This window comes from Acinetobacter sp. 148 (assembly GCF_031196675.1).
GTDB lineage: Bacteria > Pseudomonadota > Gammaproteobacteria > Pseudomonadales > Moraxellaceae > Acinetobacter > Acinetobacter baumannii.
This window is the reverse complement of record NZ_JAVIMT010000040.1, coordinates 13000-28422: the sequence shown is the minus strand read 5'-3', so window position 1 is coordinate 28422 and position 15423 is coordinate 13000. Positions and strand designations below refer to the sequence as shown.

Below are 15423 nucleotides of genomic sequence, written 5' to 3'. Positions count from 1 at the left end.
TTGGTATGACTCCTGTCGTACCTGTCTGCATCCATTCATGACTTTTTATTGTTATTCTTAGAAACATCCTGTTTCCTGATGAGTTCATAGTACAAAAAAAGCATGGTCTGCCATAGCCGCAAAAGGCCGCAATTTCTGTAAGAAATCGCTTACATCAGCCTTTTTGTGAATAGTCTCTAGCCCCAAATAAAGCTGTGCCTACACGTACCATGGTTGAACCAGCGGCAATTGCGGCTTCTAAATCACTCGACATTCCCATACTCAATGTATCCCATTCTTCTGGGTGAGCATGTTGGTCTTTTACCGCATCAAATAATTTTTTGGCATCTACAAAAGCAGCTGTATTGTCAGGTGCCGGAATCACCATTAAACCACGTAACCTGATTTTCGGTAGTTGACTCATTTGAGCAACCAACTCGGCAACGTCTTCCGGTGCACAACCATCCTTACTCTCTTGCCCATCAATATTGACTTGCAAACAAATATTAAGTGCAGCTTGGTCATCACCACGTTGGTTAGATAGGCGTTCTGCAATAATTAAACGATCTACCCCATGAACCCAATCAAACTGCTCGGCCAAATGCTTAGTTTTATTCCGCTGAACATGACCAATGAAATGCCATTCAATATCCAAATCCTGTAAAGCATCAATTTTATCTAAAGCTTCTTGCAAATAATTTTCGCCGAATGCCCTTTGCCCTGCTGCATACATTTCACGCAATCTTTCACTCGGATGAGTTTTCGATACGGCTAAAAGTTGCACAGTTTCAGGCGCACGCTGAGCAAGTTCACAAGCTGTTCTGATTTGCTGTAATACGTGCTGTCGCGCATCTTGCAGGTAATTCATTGACAAGGTTCTCATTTTCAAAAAACTTTTTTGCTTTTCACCTAAAGCGGGGTGTTGGTAAGCCTCGGTGAAAGCCGTATATTATTCTACAAAATAATGACATATTTTGATTTACTTGGGGAAATTATGGATATTACAGAGCTACTCGCCTTCTCTGTGAAAAATGGCGCGTCCGATTTACATCTTTCTGCTGGCATGCCACCAATGATTCGTGTTGACGGTGAAGTTCGTCGTATTAACTTACCAGCTCTAGAACATAAAGATGTCCACCGTCTTGTTTACGACATCATGAATGATAAACAGCGCCGTGACTATGAAGAAAAACTCGAAACTGACTTTTCTTTTGAAGTACCTAATGTTGCGCGTTTCCGTGTTAACGCATTTAACCAAAACCGTGGTGCTGGTGCAGTATTTCGTACCATTCCGTCTAAAGTCCTCACCATGGAAGATCTAGGTCTAGGGCAAATCTTTAAAGATATTTGCGACTATCCTCGCGGCATTGTACTGGTGACGGGGCCAACAGGTTCGGGTAAATCAACTACGCTTGCAGCGATGCTCGATTATATTAACGAAAACCGCTATGACCATATTTTAACGGTGGAAGACCCAATCGAATTTGTACACCAGTCTAAGAAATGTCTCATTAACCAGCGTGAAGTGCATCGTGACACACACGGCTTTAATGAAGCCCTTCGCTCAGCACTACGTGAAGACCCAGATATTATTTTGGTCGGTGAGATGCGTGACCTTGAAACTATTCGCTTGGCATTAACCGCTGCCGAAACAGGTCACTTGGTGTTTGGTACACTCCACACCACGTCAGCTGCAAAAACTATTGACCGTGTGATTGACGTATTCCCTGCGGAAGAAAAAGACATGGTTCGTGCCATGCTGTCAGAATCTTTACAAGCGGTTATTTCACAAACCCTGCTTAAAAAGAATGGCGGTGGCCGTGTCGCAGCGCATGAGATCATGATTGGTATTCCGGCTATTCGTAACTTAATTCGTGAAAACAAAGTCGCGCAAATGTACTCAGCCATTCAAACTGGTGCCAATCATGGCATGACCACACTCGACCAAAGCTTAAAAGGCTTAGTCGCTCGCGGTGTAATTAGCCCGCAAACGGCTCGTACTGCAGCAAAACAGCCTGAATCATTCTTATAAGAAAACAACAAAATAGCGAGAATACAATTATGGATTTTAATGACTTGCTCAACCTGATGGTTGAAAAAAAATCATCGGATCTTTTTATTACAGATGGCGTTGCGCCCTCTATGAAGATTAACGGGCAAATTGTTCCAATTTCAAAAAATAGTCTTTCTGGGGAAGTAATTGGTCAACTATTACATTCCATCATGAGTGAAAAACAACGCAAAGAATTTGCAGACACTCGTGAATGTAACTTTGCCATTATGAACCGTGAAAAAACGGCGCGTTTTCGTGTCAGTGCTTTTCAGCAACGCGACATGCCAGGCATGGTACTACGTCGTATTGAAACCAAGATTCCTTCAATTGATGACTTGCAGTTACCACCTGTACTTAAAGATTTATCGATGACCAAACGCGGCATTATTATTTTCGTAGGCGCGACAGGTACAGGTAAATCCACTTCATTGGCTTCAATGATCAGCCATCGTAACCATAACTCTAAGGGCCATATCATTACCATTGAAGACCCGATTGAGTTTATTCACGAACATGCAGGCTGCATCATTACTCAGCGTGAAGTCGGGATCGATACCGACTCATTTGAAATTGCCTTGAAAAATACACTACGACAAGCGCCGGATGTGATCTTAATTGGTGAGATCCGTTCTCGTGAAGTCATGGACTACGCGATTGGCTTTGCTGAAACAGGCCATCTTGTATTAGCTACCATGCACGCTAACAACGCCAACCAAGCGCTCGACCGTATTATTCACTTTTTTGAAAGTGACCGTCACAGCCAGCTTTACATGGATTTGTCACTTAACTTAAAGGCTATGATTGCGCAGCAGCTCATTCCAACACCAGATGGTAATTCACGCCGTGCAGCAATTGAGATTTTAATTAACTCACCATTAATTTCAGACTACATCCGTAAAGGTGAAATTCATGAAATTAAAGATTTGATGAAACGCTCACGTGAACTTGGTATGCAGACCTTTGACCAAGCTTTATTTGATTTATATAAAGCTGGTCAAATTACCTACAAAGATGCACTTAAACATGCTGACTCACCGAACGATTTACGTTTAACCATTAAACTTGCAGATGAAGGTCCTGATCAATTATCAGACGGAAAACAGCATTTAACTTTTGACCGCCAGTAATTTCTTCATAAAAAAAGGAAGGTTAAACGTAACCTTCCTTTTTTATTTGTTTTCTTTATGTGAAAACGATTATTTCTTGCGCAATGCTTCCTGACATTCAGGTTCATTACAGTAACCATAGAGATTTAATGAGTGACCCGTTAAGGTAAACCCATGTTGTTCTGCTACAGAATGCTGTTCTTTCTCGATAACATCATTAGTAAATTCAATGACTTTGTTACAGTTTTGGCATACTAAGTGATCGTGATGATCTTCTTGCATGATTTCGAAAACAGAATGGTTATTTTCAAAATGATGACGTTGAATAATACCCGCAGCTTCAAATTGTGTTAACACACGGTAAACTGTTGCAAGTCCGACATCTTCCCCTTGCTCTAACAAAGTCTTGTAAATATCTTCGGCGCTAAGATGATGTTGTTTTGAATTTTCTAATAATTCCAAAATCTTAATTCGTGGAAGGGTAACTTTAAGTCCAGCTTTGCGCAAATCTTGATTGGAAATAGGCATGAAAAAAGGTCTCTCAACAAATCTCAAGTTGGAATAGGCAATAGAATTTAGATGAAGTATGATCTATCCTTTGATCAAATGCATCATAATTTATTGGGATAGTGTAGCAAAATGCAAAAACTCGTGCTGACGTTATTCGTCACTTCACTCCTAGCTGGTTGTTCAATCTTTGGTGTATATAAGGTTGATATTCCTCAAGGGACTCCATTGACTAAAGCTCAAGCCTCTCAAGTACAGGTCGGCATGAATTTCCAGCAAGTGCGCTTTTTGCTTGGTAGCCCAACAGTGACTGATCCCCTCAATCCACAACGTTGGGACTATATCTACAACTATATCCCGGGAACATATGCTAAAAAAGCGAAAATCCCCGCAGCACATGGTCAGCATTTAAAAATTTACTTTGATGGAACTGGAACCGTAACTAAAATTGAAGGTTTAGAGACTATTCCAGAATCGCAACCAGGTTTACCTGCTTCCAAAGAAGCAATTTTAACTGCCCCACCACTATAATCGTTTTTTCTAATAAAAAGAAACCCCTCTAGTGAAATACTTGAGGGGTTTTGCTTATTGAGCTGATTGCTTAAAGCGATTGCCTTTAATGTATCTGCCTACAGGGTTTTTCGCAGCACGTTTCCGGCGAATATCTTTTGGATTAATCGTTAATGGTCGATAAACCTCAACTCGATCACCCGCGTGTAATACCGCATCAGTTTCTACTTTTACTCCAAAAATGCCGAGCTGAAGTGGTTCAGGCAAATCAACTTGATTTGATAAACCACTTGCTTGAACTGCCTGTGCAGCAGTCATTCCCTCTTCAAATGGAACAGAAATTAAAAACTGTTGTTCCGGTACCGCAAAAGCGACCCAAACTTGTTGTGTGCGTTCCATTAGATACTTTGTCCAATTACAGCAATCATTGCCACAATAATTGAAAGCGGCAATACGATACGTACAGCAATACGCCACAAGTTATAAAAAAGCTCATTGCTAAAATTCATCGATTTACGTAAGTGGCTAATTTTCATAATCCAACCTGCAAAAATTGCATAGATTAAGCAAATAAGTAAGCCCCACAGCATAAGAATAAGCGTGAATAAATTATGAACTTCCGGCACCGCCCAAACTGCAATTGCGACAACAATAATCACCCATTGTAAAACAGGCATAAGCTGTCGCTGAGCAAGTTGTTCTCTAGCCAACTGCACAAATAACGCGGATGTCATTACTCCGGTAAATATCCACGTTAAAACGGGTAATTGAGCCTGAAGCGAGAAAAAGCCAAAAGCAACCACAGCGATGAGCTGAGCTAACCAAATTGGAAGAACAGTTTTTGTTGCTCCTTCTTGCGCCTGAACAGCACCTACACTATTTTGCCAGTAAAGCCCTAAACCTAACCCGCTCGCGACAAGTGCAAGTACAGTTGCATTACCCCACTCCTTAAACTCAACACTGGTCCAATGCCAAGGTTGTAAAGTCGAGCCCATCATATTTGCCAACACAATAGAAGCGATTACTCCTAAGGTCATTAATAAAATGAGTATTTGGCGTGGAATAAAAGATAATACCAAGGCAGCAACTGCAAGGCCTGCAAAAATAATTTGACCGGAAATGCTTGGGGCAAACTGTGCAACTAATATATTGCTCGCAGTACTTAGAACGTTACCCGCTAAGAAAGGAATAAAAACAACAGCAAGCCAGCCAACCACACGCCATTTAGGGGAACTATCAGCTTCACGAGTTAAACTCGATAACGCATTTAAAGCGGTTGTTTTTGATCGTTTTGCTAAAGCAATTTCCAAATAACAAACTGGTAATGCCAATAACAACATAGTGCCAAACCACAATAACCAGAAATCGATTTGACGATCTATCTGGATTCCCATGGTTGGTGCCAAAGTGGCCATGATGACAAAAGATAAGCAAAACGCCATAAGAGGCGATAACCATCGTGACATAGGTATGTCCTGCATTATGCATTCCTTGAAAAAGTCTATAGATATTTTGCCCGTCTCATGCATGAAAATCAAAGTTTGCACAATAAAAAAAGCAAACCACCGAAACGATAGTTTGCCGCGCTAACTGTATATTAGAGTTTTTTTAGTTAAGGTTATGAGAAAAAACGGGCGAACCAGTTCTTTCCTTTCTTCTTTTCTTTTTCTCTAATAATCCCCATCATATTTTCTTTTACTGCCCCCACATAATCGGCATCATCATGTTGAATATGGTTAATTAACCATTTAGCCAAGATCTCTTGTAATTCTGCTTCAATCGTGTGTCCCATTTCAAAACGTTCACGATATAACTCTATTTTTTTAATAAATAAGTCATGTACACGTTTATGAGGCACTCTATATTTATAATCCGCTTCCTCTTGTAAACTTTCTTCGAAGGTAAAATGTGATTGCGTATAATCAATAATATTGTCTAAAACATCTTTAATACGACGTCTATCCTCATCATCTTTTACATCATCAATCTCATTAATATAATCCAGTATTCGTTTATGTTGCTCATCAATAACGTCAATACCAGTATTATATTCTGAAGCCCATTTCATTTTCATACATCACCCCCAATGATGTTCAATGACTGTTGCATAAACCGCATCTTATCTTTAAAGGGTATAAATAAAAACAAAGCTATTTTGTCGGCTTTAAATAAATAAAAATGAATAAATAGTTAAGATTTTGATTTTTAAAAAATTAATTAATATTAACCAACTAAAAAGATAAAGTATTTTTTAAACAAAATACTTTATTATTAAATAAACAAAAATATATATTTCTTAAGAAATTACATTTCATTCAATAAAAAATTAATATTGGTCAGCACGAGTAATACGCTTAAGTTCAGGATTTTTCTCTTCACGTATTAATCTTTCAACTTGAGTAATCGCTTTCTTTATAGGTTTACCATGTTGAAATAAAATCATTTCACCAGGTTGATAAGCAATCCATGTTTCATTATGAGTTAAAGGCTCAGTGGTAATTACTGCAACTCGATCTTCAGGAGTGGTTACCTGACTAAAATCAACCTCAACATCTAAATCAATTAAATGTGCATTATTGAATGGATATTCTCGAACTAACCAATGTAATTTAGTAATCGCATAACTAAATAAAGCTTTACCATTCGATAAACAGAAATTAAATGTCCCATATTCTGCAATTTGAGGAGAAATCTTTTCTAATACTTCAAATATCTGCTCAAGCGTTGGTTCTTCATAACCAAATACTTCGACCAGTTGATCTAATAAATAACAAAATGCTCTTTCGCTATCGGTATTCCCTACCGGCGTAAAACGTCCGCTCAAGGGTGGATTAAAATCATGTAAATCGCCATTATGGGCAAAAATCCAGTGACGTCCCCATAACTCCCGAATAAAAGGATGTGAGTTCTCAAGCGTAATTTTGCCTTGAGTCGCCTTACGAATATGTGCGATTACATTACGTGATTTAATGGGATAATTACGAATAAGATCAGCAATTGGTGATTCAACTGCAGACTGGTTATCTACAAATAAACGGCATGCCTTATCTTCAAAAAAGGCAATACCAAAACCATCACTATGGTCAGAGGTAATTCCTGCGCGTTGTGAAAAACCACGGAAAGAAAAAGTGATATCCGTTGGTGTTGCACAATTCATTCCTAATAGCTGGCACATATTGTTTTTAAACTTTCACTTCATTACCCCATGCGTACTATTGTGCATGAGAGTAAATTGGCTTGTAAATCCCAATATGCGCTCGCTATTACAAAATATAAGATAACTTTATCGCTGAGCCATTTTGTTCATTACAAACGAAGTGGCAATTTTATTCACTTCTAAAAATACAAAGTAATCGAGACAGTTAAATTCAGCATCAAAGAAGGCATCTTTAGATAATTTAGACTGCATACTCAAATACATTTGGAATAGTTTCGGCATCCGCTCGTCTTGAGGGAAACTAAACTCCGGATATTCAGGTTCATAGATTTTCTTAGAACGAATATCGATGGTTTTAGTGTCCGGTAATTGCTGAATTTGACGGTGTGTATAGTACGCTCTAGCCAAATTATCTTGCAGATGAATACTGACACATCCCATCAAATATTTAGCGCGCATTGACCACAATACTTTAGGTGCAAGATTCAGCCATAATGTTGAAAGTGCCTTACCATTACGAAAACGTGGATGCACACAAGTACGCCCTATCTCTAATACATTTGGCAAATGTGACAAGTGTGGGACAATATCAAACTCATTAGCACTGTAACTTTGCCCTATTTCATGGCCTTGGAAGAGCTTAAGTCGTGTATAAGCAACAATCTCTCCTGTCCATTTTTCTCTTAATACAGCATGCTCACAGCCAAAATCATAAATATCTTGATCTAAATTATCTTCAAACTGAATGCCGAATTGTTTACTAAATTGTTGTGCACGAAACCGTTGTACATCTTGTAATTCTTTTAAATTATCAACCCATTCAAAGCGGAATTGTGTTTGATTGTTAGCCTTATGGCGATTTAAAGGTAAAGTCCAGGTTTGGCGATATTGATTAAATTTTTCCAGCATAATGAACGCTCCTAGTGACACCCACTACACTAGTCAAAGCTCATGACAAAAAAATGACCAAAATTAAATGGCATAAAAAAAGACCACTTAGCGTGATCTTTTAATAAAAAATAATAAGGTTTAGTGAGTTGTTTGTGTACGGTTAGAAATAAGCGTACCAACCCCGTGATCTGTAAAGATTTCAAGTAATGTTGCGTGCGGTACACGACCGTCAACAATATGTGCGCTCACAACACCACCTTTTACAGCGTCAAGGGCACAGCCTACTTTAGGAATCATTCCACCGTAAATTACGCCTGTTTCGATTAAACGGTCAACTTCTTGTGTCGTTAAACCGGTTAAAAGGTTTTTGTTTTCATCTAATACGCCACTAATATTAGTCAGCAGAATTAATTTTTCTGCGCCTAATGCTTCTGCGACCTTCCCAGCCACCAAGTCAGCATTAATATTGTAAGTATTACCTTTTTCATCAACACCTAATGGAGCAATAACAGGAATAAAGTCGCTTTGAGTAAACATCTCTAATACGTCAGTTTTAACCCCGGTCACCTCACCAACCATACCTAAATCGATATGTTTGATAGAACCGTCCTCTTCTTGTTTTTCCATTAATAATTTACGGGCACGTAATAGGTTGCCATCTTGACCAGTCAAGCCAATTGCACGGCCGCCATGTTTATTAATCAAATTAACAATAGATTTGTTTACGCTACCGCCTAGGACCATTTCAACCACTTCCATCGTAGCTTCATCGGTCACACGCATACCATCAATACGGTCAGACTCACGTCCTAATTGCTTTAAGAAAGAGTCAACTTGTGGGCCACCGCCATGCACAACAATCGGGTTTAAACCCACAGTTTTAAGTAAAACGATATCGCGGGCAAATGAACTTTCCAATTCAGGATCAGTCATCGCATTACCACCGTATTTCACCACCAGCGTCTTACCAGAAAAACGTTGAATATATGGCAAAGCTTCAATCAAGATTTTTGCTTTGTCGACGCCGAGATGCTGATCTTGTGGCATTGCGCCTCTCCTTATTAGGCCTCAGAAAGTTCTTGTGCAATTTGCGGATAACGCTCTTGCAACATATCAATAAATTTTTGCTGGATTTCCTTTAAACGTAAAGGATTATCAGCGTCAAATCTTACGGTAAAATACTCACCTGTATTTGATGCTCGAATAATGCCAAAACCATCATCAAAATCAAGACGTACGCCATCAATTTTACTAATTCGAGCACCCAAACGATGGCTTAAAATTTCAATATCTTGTAGTACATGTTTAGGGTCGGACTGATGGGTACCAATATAAGTATCTTCGGTACAGCATCTTTCAGGATAATTAGAAAATAAATCAGAAATTGTGGTCGCATTCGACTCGGTGAAATATTCCATTACACGTAATGCAGCGTACAAACCATCATCATACCCAAAACCACGCCCATCATTAAATACATAATGACCCGCGTATTCGCCCCCAAAAATAGCGTTACCATTTGATTGGGATAAATACGCGCGCAGGAAGCTACTTCCCGTGCGAATCATTTTGGGTTTACCACCAAGTCGCTCTACGGTTCTTTGAACCATGAGCGAGCATTTCACATCAAATACAATTTCTTTGTCTGGTTGCTGCTCCAGACACATTTGTGCAAATAGTGACAATAAACGGTCAGCAGTAAGTATATTGGCTTTTTCATCAAGCAATACGACACGGTCACCATCACCATCAAGGGCAATACCAATATCCGCCCCCTGTTCAATAATCGTTTTACGTAGTTCTTTTAAATGCGCAGCATGTGAAGGGTCTGGTGCATGATCAGGGAACTCACCATTTGGAGTCGTACGTAAAGCAATGACTTCACAACCCATTTTTTCAAGTACGAGTTTTGAGCAATGCCCTGCCGATCCATGCAGGCCATCTAATACAACTTTTAAAGGACGCTTGAGTTGAATATCGTTAAAGATTGCTTGTTGGTATTTTTTACAAAATTCTGAATTAAATTGAGGAGTTGATAATTCTAATAATGAAATTGTATGAGTAGGTACATAACTTTGCGCAAATTCACCTACTTGCTGGATCATTTCAGGAGATGGAGGTTCACCTCTTAAAATCCATTTAATACCATTATCTGATTTAGGGTTATGGCTAGCTGTTACCATTATGCCATTACCACCAAACTCCCGTGCAATGTAGTACATCATCGGGGTTGAGCAACAACCAATATTTGTAACATTTAAACCCTGCTCTACTAATATCTCTTCGATTAAATGCGCATAAGCCCGACTCGTCAGGCGTGCATCATAACCAATGATCAGTTGAGTTTGTTCTGCTTGTTTATATTGTTGTGCCAATCCATAGGCTATTGAACGGACGACGTCCGTAGTTAAATAAGAAAGTTTGCCTCTAATATCGTAAGCACGGAAAATATTTTTTGGAAATGAGTGTCTTACATTCATAGCGTATCTTCTATTTAAAGATCAATTTGATCTATCGCAAAAACATAGAGTATTCAAAATCTGAAAAATGGGTATTTGCTAAAAAAAGTTAAAAGAATATGAGTAAAGCGTTTTGTAATATAATTCATTGTAACATTCAAGGTGTAAAAAGAAACACTTGTAAAACAAGCGTTTCTTTTCATTATTTTTTATAAATTAATTATTGTTTACCAGTGTGACCAAAACCGCCCGCGCCACGTAAAGTTTCTTCAAATTCCTCTACTTGCTCAAATTCAGCCTGAACTACTGGAACTAAAACATACTGTGCTAAACGCTCACCTGGTTCTAAACGGAATGTAGTTTGACCACGGTTCCACACTGAAACCATTAACTCACCTTGATAATCCGAATCAATCAAACCAACTAAGTTGCCAAGCACGATACCGTGTTTATGGCCTAAACCTGAACGCGGTAGAATTAAACCAGCAAAATTCACATCATGAATATAAATTGCCATACCTGTTTTAACCAAAACAGTTTGGCCTGGTTCAATCTCAATTGCTTCATCTAAACAGGCACGTAAATCTAAACCTGCTGACCCTGCTGTTGCATATGAAGGTAAAGGCCACTCTTTACCTAAACGCGGATCGAGCAATTTAACTTGAACTTTCATGGGATTTCCTAAAAATTAAAAAAATTAACGCTTTAATAAAGCTTTTAAATTTGCCAAATATTGTTGAGCCTGTTCTTTAGGATCAACATTTGCTGCAATTTTCTTTTTACGCCCTAACCATTCGAGCTCATCTTGCGGAAGCTCATCGAGGAAACGGCTTGGGGTCATCTGTTTCATTTGACCACCATTTTTACGCTGCTCTGCCAAAGTCAAAGTTAAGCCTTGGCGTGCACGGGTAATCCCCACGTACATAAGACGGCGTTCTTCTTCAATAGTTTCAGCAGCAATCGAGTTCTTATGCGGCAACAGCTCTTCTTCAAGACCCATAATATAGACATATGGGAATTCCAAACCTTTAGCGGCATGTAGAGTAAGTAAGTTCACTTTATCAGTGTCTTCTTCCTCTTGCTGTTGCTCTAACATATCAAGCAAGACTAGTTTTCGAATCACACTTTCAATGTTCTTTTCATCAACATCTTCAGCACGATTAATTAAGTTTTGAATACTACTAAACAAGTTCTCGATATTATCGAGCTTACTTTTCTCTTGCGCAGGCGTTGCGGATTGCTCACGAATATAGTCGATATAACCCGCTTCATTCATCATTTGACGAACTTTAGGCACAGGCTCATCATCTTCCAACAGCTCACGTGTAAACGTCGAGATAAAATCAGCAAACTCATGCAATTGAGTTTCTGCCTTTTTAGGAAGCACCATACTTAAGCGCTGGTCAGAAGAAGCACCAAGTAAAGACAAATTATTTTCTTGTGCAAATAAGCCTAACTTCTCAAGAGTAACTGGGCCAATCGCACGTTTAGGCGTATTAATAATACGTAAGAAAGCACTGTCATCTTCTGGGTTAATAATAAGACGTAAATAACTCATTACATCTTTAATTTCTGCACGAGCGAAGAACGATGTACCACCAGAGAGTTTGTACGGAATCTGCATTTGGCGAAGTTGTGTTTCCAATACACGCGCCTGGAAGTTACCACGGTACAATACAGCGTAATCTTTCCAGTTCTTACCATTCATAAGTTTGTGAGTCAGTAAGTCTTTGACTACACGTTCTGCTTCATCATCATCATTACGACAGGTAATAATTCTGATGACCTCACCATGGCCTTTATCACTCCACAATTTTTTATCAAAAATATGCGGGTTATTTTGAATTACACAGTTCGCAGCTTTCAAAATACGGCTGGTTGAGCGGTAATTTTGCTCAAGTTTAATAATATGTAGATTTGGGAAATCCTGTTTAAGCAAAGCCATGTTTTCAGGCTTAGCCCCACGCCATGCATAAATCGATTGGTCATCATCACCTACGGCTGTAAACTGCCCCATTACGCCAACTAGTAATTTCACCAAAATATATTGCGCGGTGTTGGTATCTTGATACTCATCCACTAGCAAGTAACGAACACGGTTTTGCCATTTGTCACGTACTTCCGCATTTTCTTGCAATAAGCGGGTTGGCATAACAATGAGGTCATCAAAGTCAACTGCATTGTAAGCACGTAAATTACGTTCATAAAGTTGATAAAGATGGGCAAACTGGACATCTTCAGGAGTTTCACACGTCGAATGTGCTTGTTCAGGCAAAATCAGATCGTTTTTCCAATCTGAAATTTTCTTCATTGCCTTGGCAATTAGTTCTTTACTCTCTGCACCCGATAAATTATCGCGATGCATCAAATCCATCAAAATACGTTTACAGTCATCTGCATCCAAAATCGAAAAATTAGCTTTTAAAGGTAAATTTTTAAGTTCTAAACGTAAAAGATTTAAACCAAAAGTATGGAAGGTCGAAACGGACAAACCTTTTGCTTCTTCACGTGATAAAAGCTTAGTGACACGCTCTTTCATTTCACGTGCAGCTTTATTAGTAAAGGTCATCGCTGTAATACGATGCGCAGGAATACGGCAATGTTGCACCAAATAAGCAATTTTACGCGTAATTACCGATGTTTTACCTGAACCAGCGCCAGCAAGCACCAATAAAGGGCCTTGAGTATATTTCATGGCTTCTTCTTGCTTGTTGTTCAGTTGACTGGCAGATGACATCGTGTATTACCTCTTAATTTTTCGAGCATGATTATAGTCATCTCTTTTTTAGAATCCCAATAGTAAATCTACGGATATGTATAAATGATGTCTAATAATGCAATTTATGCGCCGCAGAATGTCGTGATTATTTTTTATACTTCACCCATAAAAAAACCACCCGAAGGTGGTTTTTGAAACAATAAACTAGATCTTATTGTTTAGCATAAATGCTGATTTCTACACGGCGGTTTTGTTCACGACCAGAAGCAGTTGAGTTGTCTGCGATTGGGTTAGAAGAACCATAACCTTGTGCATCGATACGGCTAGATGGAACACCTTTACCAGCTAAATAGTTTTTAACTGATTGAGCACGCGCTTGAGATAATGGGATGTTAATAGAGTCATTACCAGTGTTATCTGTATAACCAGTAACTAAAATCGCGCTCTTGTTATCTTCAGCCAATGTTTGAGCTACTTTGTCCAAAGTTGCATAGAAGTTTGGCTTGATGTTTGATTTGTTAGTATCAAAAGTAATGCTACCAGGCATGATCAATTGAACAGAACCATCTGGGTTACGGCCTACTTCTACACCAGTACCAGCCATTTGTTCGCGTAATTTTTTCTCTTTTTGGTCAAGATATAAACCGCCAGCTGCACCAAGAACTGCACCAATTGCCGCAGCACGGTTGTTTTGACGGCTAGAGTTTGCATTTGATTTAGAAATACCGTAGCCAGCTGCTGCGCCGATCAAAGTACCTAATGCGGCTTTATCGTATTCAACGCCACCAAGGTTATTACCTGTTGTTTGACAACCAGAAAGTACTACTGCTGCCCCTACCACTGTTGAAATAACTAATGCACGCATTGCATGCCTCCTCACTTTGAGTGTTTTGTTGTTGAATGAATAATGAAACAAAAAGGAAGTATAAAACATTGATATTTTGTTAATAATAAACAGTTTAGTTATTTTTTTGTAATATTTTGATGCACTTTAAGGTGTGCACTCATCACAATTTCTTCATTGTTGTCTAAGATACCGTTGTATTTCATTTCACGATAGTTATAGTTGAACAACTTTCTATGGATTTTGGATATTCGGGGCCATTTATATGTCAACTGCACCCAATAAGCAATCTGCGCTAAAAAAAATTACACGTGGACTCACTGTAGGTACAGTCATCACAGGTAGCACTTTTTTTCATGGACCACCTGTCTTAGCTTTAGGTTTAACAAAGCTATTTAAAAAGTCTTCAAAAATTGATGAAACCAATATTCAAATTACTAATAGCTGGCTTGGTGTCAATAATTGGCTCATTGATCATGTTTTACCTAATTTAAAATGGGACATTAGCATTGACGAAGGCCTTGATCTGAATATGCAAGGTCGTTATTTAATGACTTGTAACCATCAAAGTTGGGTTGATACCACGGTAAACCAGTATTTCGGGTTAACCCGTATGCCACTTACCCGCTTTTTTACCAAGTGGGAGCTCATCTTTATTCCTTTCGTGGGTCAAGCTTTTAAAATCTTAGGCTTCCCAATGATGAAGCGTCATACAAAAGAGCAAATCGCGAAAAATCCTGAACTCAAAGACCGCGATATGATGGAAGCACGTAAAGCGTGTGAACAGCTCTTAAGTCAACCTTTTACATTATTAAATTATTTGGAAGGGACTCGTTTTACTCAGGAAAAACACGACCAACAAAAATCACCATATAAACATTTATTAAAACCTAAAGCAGGTGGTTTAGCTCTGGCGTTAAATATTTTGGGCGACAAAATTGATGCTTTAGTTGATATGACCATTGTCTATCCTGATGGCGTACCAGGTTATGGCGATTTCTGGCTAGGTGACGTTTCAAAAATTGCGGTCAATCTTCGAAAAATTGAAATACCAGACTGGGTTCTCGGAGGTAATTATGAAGATGACCAAGTTTACCGTGAACGTTTTCAACAATGGGTACATGAACTCTGGACTGAAAAAGATCAGCTCATCGAGAAAATGAAAGCTCAATACGCGACTACGAATCTTTAAAAAGAA

At 38.9% G+C, this 15423-nt stretch carries 16 protein-coding genes; 4 read left to right on the top strand and 12 right to left on the bottom strand.

The genetic code is table 11. The annotated features are described in order from the left end of the window. Positions 1-154 precede the first annotated feature (154 nt). Complete coding sequence (locus RFX69_RS07395) at positions 155-847, bottom strand: YggS family pyridoxal phosphate-dependent enzyme (protein WP_271056088.1); 693 nt, start codon at positions 845-847, stop codon at positions 155-157. A gap of 126 nt (positions 848-973) precedes the next feature. Between RFX69_RS07395 and RFX69_RS07390 the strand changes: the two genes are divergently transcribed. Then, positions 974-2011 carry a type IV pilus twitching motility protein PilT gene (locus tag RFX69_RS07390; RefSeq protein ID WP_000355489.1) on the top strand — a complete coding sequence of 346 codons (1038 nt, stop codon included), beginning with the start codon at positions 974-976 and terminating at the stop codon, positions 2009-2011. A 29-nt stretch (positions 2012-2040) separates the two neighbouring features. After that, entirely contained in the window at positions 2041-3159 is a 1119-nt protein-coding gene (locus RFX69_RS07385; protein WP_000347034.1) for a PilT/PilU family type 4a pilus ATPase, read from the top strand. A 69-nt stretch (positions 3160-3228) separates the two neighbouring features. Here RFX69_RS07385 and fur read toward each other — a convergent pair whose 3' ends face one another. Beyond that, on the bottom strand, positions 3229-3666 hold the full coding sequence (gene fur, locus RFX69_RS07380; RefSeq protein ID WP_001122847.1) for a ferric iron uptake transcriptional regulator: 438 nt from the start codon (positions 3664-3666) through the stop codon (positions 3229-3231). Positions 3667-3777: 111 nt separating this feature from the next. Between fur and RFX69_RS07375 the strand changes: the two genes are divergently transcribed. After that, on the top strand, positions 3778-4176 hold the full coding sequence (locus RFX69_RS07375) for an outer membrane protein assembly factor BamE (protein WP_001170994.1): 399 nt from the start codon (positions 3778-3780) through the stop codon (positions 4174-4176). A gap of 54 nt (positions 4177-4230) precedes the next feature. Here the strand turns inward: RFX69_RS07375 and RFX69_RS07370 are convergent, their stop codons facing one another. From RFX69_RS07370 to RFX69_RS07325, 10 genes are all read right to left on the bottom strand, one after another. Beyond that, positions 4231-4554 carry an RnfH family protein gene (locus RFX69_RS07370; protein ID WP_000442585.1) on the bottom strand — a complete coding sequence of 108 codons (324 nt, stop codon included), beginning with the start codon at positions 4552-4554 and terminating at the stop codon, positions 4231-4233. Further along, positions 4554-5621, bottom strand: coding sequence for a hypothetical protein (locus RFX69_RS07365; RefSeq protein WP_002084046.1), 1068 nt, complete (start codon positions 5619-5621; stop codon positions 4554-4556). The genes RFX69_RS07370 and RFX69_RS07365 overlap by 1 nt, the downstream gene beginning before the upstream one ends. Before the next feature lie 152 nt (positions 5622-5773). After that, positions 5774-6229 carry a bacteriohemerythrin gene (locus RFX69_RS07360; protein WP_000782976.1) on the bottom strand — a complete coding sequence of 152 codons (456 nt, stop codon included), beginning with the start codon at positions 6227-6229 and terminating at the stop codon, positions 5774-5776. A 252-nt stretch (positions 6230-6481) separates the two neighbouring features. Then, positions 6482-7330, bottom strand: coding sequence for a class II glutamine amidotransferase (locus RFX69_RS07355; protein WP_000336551.1), 849 nt, complete (start codon positions 7328-7330; stop codon positions 6482-6484). 108 nt (positions 7331-7438) lie between these two features. Beyond that, the gene (locus RFX69_RS07350; protein ID WP_000890283.1) at positions 7439-8221 is read right to left on the bottom strand and encodes a GNAT family N-acetyltransferase; all 783 of its coding nucleotides are present in this window, start codon (positions 8219-8221) and stop codon (positions 7439-7441) included. A gap of 120 nt (positions 8222-8341) precedes the next feature. Continuing rightward, on the bottom strand, positions 8342-9250 hold the full coding sequence (gene argB, locus RFX69_RS07345) for an acetylglutamate kinase (protein ID WP_001135419.1): 909 nt from the start codon (positions 9248-9250) through the stop codon (positions 8342-8344). 14 nt (positions 9251-9264) lie between these two features. Next, complete coding sequence (locus tag RFX69_RS07340) at positions 9265-10683, bottom strand: phosphomannomutase/phosphoglucomutase (protein ID WP_289333043.1); 1419 nt, start codon at positions 10681-10683, stop codon at positions 9265-9267. A gap of 199 nt (positions 10684-10882) precedes the next feature. Next, entirely contained in the window at positions 10883-11335 is a 453-nt protein-coding gene (gene dut / locus RFX69_RS07335; protein ID WP_000868152.1) for a dUTP diphosphatase, read from the bottom strand. Positions 11336-11359: 24 nt separating this feature from the next. Next, positions 11360-13399, bottom strand: coding sequence for a DNA helicase Rep (gene rep, locus RFX69_RS07330; protein WP_000093035.1), 2040 nt, complete (start codon positions 13397-13399; stop codon positions 11360-11362). 193 nt (positions 13400-13592) lie between these two features. Then, a complete protein-coding gene (locus tag RFX69_RS07325) occupies positions 13593-14246 on the bottom strand; it encodes an OmpA family protein (protein WP_001202415.1) in 654 nt (217 codons plus the stop codon). A gap of 244 nt (positions 14247-14490) precedes the next feature. Between RFX69_RS07325 and RFX69_RS07320 the strand changes: the two genes are divergently transcribed. Next, positions 14491-15417 carry an acyltransferase gene (locus RFX69_RS07320; protein ID WP_000100975.1) on the top strand — a complete coding sequence of 309 codons (927 nt, stop codon included), beginning with the start codon at positions 14491-14493 and terminating at the stop codon, positions 15415-15417. The last annotated feature ends 6 nt before the right edge of the window (positions 15418-15423 follow it).

Excerpts from the sequence above, each read along its gene's own strand:
- RFX69_RS07355 (WP_000336551.1), bottom strand. The coding sequence starts at position 7,330 with ATGTGCCAGCTATTAGGAATGAATTGTGCAACACCAACGGATATCACT.
- RFX69_RS07390 (WP_000355489.1), top strand. The coding sequence starts at position 974 with ATGGATATTACAGAGCTACTCGCCTTCTCTGTGAAAAATGGCGCGTCC.
- rep (WP_000093035.1), bottom strand. The coding sequence starts at position 13,399 with ATGTCATCTGCCAGTCAACTGAACAACAAGCAAGAAGAAGCCATGAAA.
- RFX69_RS07325 (WP_001202415.1), bottom strand. The coding sequence starts at position 14,246 with ATGCGTGCATTAGTTATTTCAACAGTGGTAGGGGCAGCAGTAGTACTT.
- RFX69_RS07385 (WP_000347034.1), top strand. The coding sequence starts at position 2,041 with ATGGATTTTAATGACTTGCTCAACCTGATGGTTGAAAAAAAATCATCG.
- argB (WP_001135419.1), bottom strand. The coding sequence starts at position 9,250 with ATGCCACAAGATCAGCATCTCGGCGTCGACAAAGCAAAAATCTTGATT.
- RFX69_RS07370 (WP_000442585.1), bottom strand. The coding sequence starts at position 4,554 with ATGGAACGCACACAACAAGTTTGGGTCGCTTTTGCGGTACCGGAACAA.
- RFX69_RS07365 (WP_002084046.1), bottom strand. The coding sequence starts at position 5,621 with ATGTCACGATGGTTATCGCCTCTTATGGCGTTTTGCTTATCTTTTGTC.
- RFX69_RS07320 (WP_000100975.1), top strand. The coding sequence starts at position 14,491 with ATGTCAACTGCACCCAATAAGCAATCTGCGCTAAAAAAAATTACACGT.
- RFX69_RS07360 (WP_000782976.1), bottom strand. The coding sequence starts at position 6,229 with ATGAAAATGAAATGGGCTTCAGAATATAATACTGGTATTGACGTTATT.
- RFX69_RS07350 (WP_000890283.1), bottom strand. The coding sequence starts at position 8,221 with ATGCTGGAAAAATTTAATCAATATCGCCAAACCTGGACTTTACCTTTA.
- RFX69_RS07340 (WP_289333043.1), bottom strand. The coding sequence starts at position 10,683 with ATGAATGTAAGACACTCATTTCCAAAAAATATTTTCCGTGCTTACGAT.
- RFX69_RS07395 (WP_271056088.1), bottom strand. The coding sequence starts at position 847 with ATGAATTACCTGCAAGATGCGCGACAGCACGTATTACAGCAAATCAGA.
- RFX69_RS07375 (WP_001170994.1), top strand. The coding sequence starts at position 3,778 with ATGCAAAAACTCGTGCTGACGTTATTCGTCACTTCACTCCTAGCTGGT.
- dut (WP_000868152.1), bottom strand. The coding sequence starts at position 11,335 with ATGAAAGTTCAAGTTAAATTGCTCGATCCGCGTTTAGGTAAAGAGTGG.
- fur (WP_001122847.1), bottom strand. The coding sequence starts at position 3,666 with ATGCCTATTTCCAATCAAGATTTGCGCAAAGCTGGACTTAAAGTTACC.